General features: G+C 66.1%; 1 protein-coding gene and 1 pseudogene. Both read right to left on the bottom strand.

Features of this window, described 5'->3' with window-relative positions; translation table 11 throughout:
- Positions 1–169: 169 nt before the first annotated feature.
- Complete coding sequence (istB, locus tag ACLBYD_RS30550; RefSeq protein ID WP_447819382.1) at positions 170–997, bottom strand: IS21-like element helper ATPase IstB; 828 nt, start codon at positions 995–997, stop codon at positions 170–172.
- A pseudogene (locus tag ACLBYD_RS30545) lies at positions 994–2,272 on the bottom strand (IS21/IS408/IS1162 family transposase). The gene istB and the pseudogene ACLBYD_RS30545 overlap by 4 nt, the downstream one beginning before the upstream one ends.
- Between the last annotated feature and the right edge of the window lie 197 nt (positions 2,273–2,469).

Raw genomic sequence — 2,469 nt, 5'->3', positions numbered from 1 at the left:
AACATCGTGACGCGCGGAGCGGAACTGATCAGTGCTTGACCGTCGCCGAAATGTCCGACTGGTTCTGCGCGACTGGGCGCGCCATTTCAGAACTCGAGCTCCCCCCGTAACGAGGCTCAGGGAAAATCCCCAGCTGTGCTCAACGAAAATCCCCACCTGTGAGCGGTGTTCACTGTAGCGGTTGTCGGGTTCCGGTGGTGGCTTTGCGGAGGTTCTCCGAGCGTGCGTGATGATCGCGCAGTCGGTAGGAATCGCCGTCGAGGTTGAGCACCACGGACCGGTGGAGGAGCCGGTCGAGCATGGCGGCGGCCACGGTCGTGTCACCAAGGACCTCACCCCATTCCTCGACACCGCGGTTGGTGGTCATGACGATCGAGGTCTTCAGATAGCGTTGTGCAACAACCTGAAACAACGCCGATGCCGCCTCCCCGGGCAACGGAAGATAACCGAGTTCGTCGATCACCAACAGGGTCGGGCCGGCGAAGAACCGCATCGTCGTCGCCCACCGACCCTCGATCGCAGCGCGATGACAACGAGCGGCCAGATCGGCGGCGGTGGTGAAGTAGGTGCGATAGCCGGCATGTGCGGCTGCCCGCGCCAAACCCACCGACAGGTGGGTCTTTCCGACCCCCGGTGGGCCGATGAGCAGGACGTTCGTCGCGGTTTCGAGGAACCGGCAGGTACCCAGTTCGGTGATCAGTGCCCGGTCGAGGCCGGGGGCTGCGTCGTAGTCGAAATCCTCGAGTGAGGTCGGGGTGGGCAGGCACGCGAACCGCAACCGCCCGGCGAGGCGGCGGGCTTCGGTAGCCTCGACCTCGATCGACAGCAGCTGTTCGAGAGCAGCGGTCATCGACAGACCGTCCTTCTGGGCCCGGTCGAGCACCGACGGCAGTGCCTCGGCGGCATCGTGCAGCTTCAAGGTCGCCAGATGACCGCGCAGCCGCTGATAAAGACTCGCGGCGTGGGTGGTCGTGATGGTGGCGTCGGGGGTGCTCATGCCAGGGTGTTCCTTCCACGGGCGGCGCGCTCGTAGGCGGCCAGGTCGACAACCGTCGATCGCGATGTCCTCGATGACAACTGACGGTCAGTGGTGTCGGTGCGCAATACTGCTGCCGCAGTGAGGGCGTCGGGTCCGGGTGGGATGCGTTCCTTGCGGCGGTGTGGCCGGCCTCCGGCCGCAGCGGCGGCCATCGCGGTCTGGTCGAGGGCGTGGACGTGGCCGTGATCGCGCACGAGAGCGTCGGCCCCGTCCGGAGCGAGGCGGTGGCGGGCGACGGTGATGTGTGAGGCGGTGACGATGTCGATCACCTCGTCCCCGAGCCGGCGAGTGACGGTGACCTGCGCTGCGGCCGGTTCCGGGGCACCGAGTAGCGGTTGCCTCGGTAGGCCACCAGCGCCTGCCGTGACACGGTGCGGGTCTCGGTGACCGTCACCGGATACGGAACCGATGGCGGCGGTGTCAGGGGTTCGGTCGCGGCGATCGCCGCCACCGTCGATTTTCCTTCGAGGGTGGTCCGGGATCGGGTGTCGGTGCGCAGGCAGCAGAATTCGTTCAACCTCGTCTGCGCCTGCTCGACGGTGACCTTGTCCGGCAGTGTTCGCCACCATCTCTGCGCCGCAGTCAGATTCGCTTTCTCGACGACGCCTTTGCGGTTCCCGGCCCGAGGCGGGCAGATCGCAACCGAGACGCCGTAGTGTTTGGCAGCGCCGGCGAACGAGGCGGTGACCTTCCCGCTGTCGGGGTGACATACCGTGGACATTCGATCGAACCGCCAGGTACGGGTCAGACCGCCGAGTTCGCGGACGATGCGGTCGAGACCGCCGATCAGATGCGGTTGGGTCATCGCCGGGGCGAGGACCCCACGCCACCGCCCGGAATGCGCCAGCGATCCGACCAGCAGATATGCGGTCTTGCCCCACGCCCAGGAGACGGGTGGGTCCGGCAGTTCGAGCCAGTCCCATTGGGTTTCCGCCCCCGCCGGATCTGGCGGGTCAGCGTCTGATACGAGGCGGTGTAGCCGAGGTTCTCGAGTTCGTCGCACAAGGTCCGCGCCCACAGGTGCGGATCCTCGGTCAGACGAGCGGTGACGTAGTCGACGAACGGTTCGAACGGGTCCTCACCAGCGGGTTTGCGCACGCCTGGGGTGGTGGTGCCGTTCAGATAGTTGCGGATCGTGCGCCGGTTTCGGCCGGTGTGCCGGGCGATCGCCGAAATCGTCCAGCCTCGTTTGTGCAGTGCGTGGATCTCCACGTCTTTTTCCCATGTCCACATGAGAAAGCGGGTCTCCTTCGGGGTGCTGGTGCGTGGTCAGAGACCACCAGCATCGAAGGAGACCCGCCCTCATCGGCGGAGCCACACGGGTGAGCACTTTCGGTGAGCAGGACTGAGCAGGATCAATGAGCGCCATCACTAGTGCCGCACCCGTGAACCTTTGCCCGTTCTGGCCGACACGCCGACCGGTTGCGGCG

It is taken from the genome of Rhodococcus sp. C26F (assembly GCF_053345925.1).
The sequence above is the reverse complement of the archived record's forward strand: the minus strand, read 5'-3'. Positions and strand labels throughout refer to the sequence as shown.

Bases quoted from the DNA above. Each gene is read 5' to 3' on its own strand.
- istB (WP_447819382.1), bottom strand. From the start codon at position 997: ATGAGCACCCCCGACGCCACCATCACGACCACCCACGCCGCGAGTCTT.